The following is a 508-nucleotide window of genomic DNA, read 5'->3' as shown; positions in this document are numbered from 1 at the left end:
ACGCGCGGCGCGCGGCCTCGACCGCCGCGTCCACGTCTTCTGCGCGCCCGCGCGCGATCGCGCCGATGGATGCGCCGGTGGACGGGTTTTCAAGCGGGAGGGTCTCGCGCGATGGCCGCCACGCCCCCGCGATGAACATCTGATCGACCGGACTTTGCATCACGGGCGAGCTTTGCGCGCGCGGCCTGCCGCGATCAAGCCGCCTTCAGCCAGACCGACTGATTGACGTCTGCGGCGGTCAGTCTCCCCTCGCGCTGGCGCGCCATCAGGCCGCCGAGGGTGGGGAACGAGACCGAAGCCATCCGCCAGGTCACTTCGGCCGGCCCCCTGGCTGCGGCAGGCTTCAGAAACAGTGCGGCCGTGATGTCGTTGTGCGCGGCCAGCAGCCAGCAGCAGGCCCGCGCCAGATCTGGGTTCGCCCGATAGAAGGCGGGGTCTTCGAAGAAGGCTGTCTGGGCGATGCCGATGGCTTCTTTCAGCCGCACATTCACCAGCCGGCGCCCGGGCG

The 508-nt window shown here is 70.1% G+C and carries 1 protein-coding gene; it reads right to left on the bottom strand.

All coding sequences use genetic code 11. The features are described 5' to 3' along the window. Positions 1-194: 194 nt before the first annotated feature. A partial coding sequence (locus tag ACLD7X_RS18465) for a hypothetical protein (RefSeq protein WP_411425139.1) occupies positions 195-508 on the bottom strand: 314 nt, incomplete at its 5' end.

Source organism: Aphanothece microscopica RSMan92 (assembly GCF_046613545.2).
Classification (GTDB): Bacteria; Cyanobacteriota; Cyanobacteriia; order PCC-6307; family Cyanobiaceae; genus NIES-981.
The sequence above is the reverse complement of the archived record's forward strand: the minus strand, read 5'-3'. Positions and strand labels throughout refer to the sequence as shown.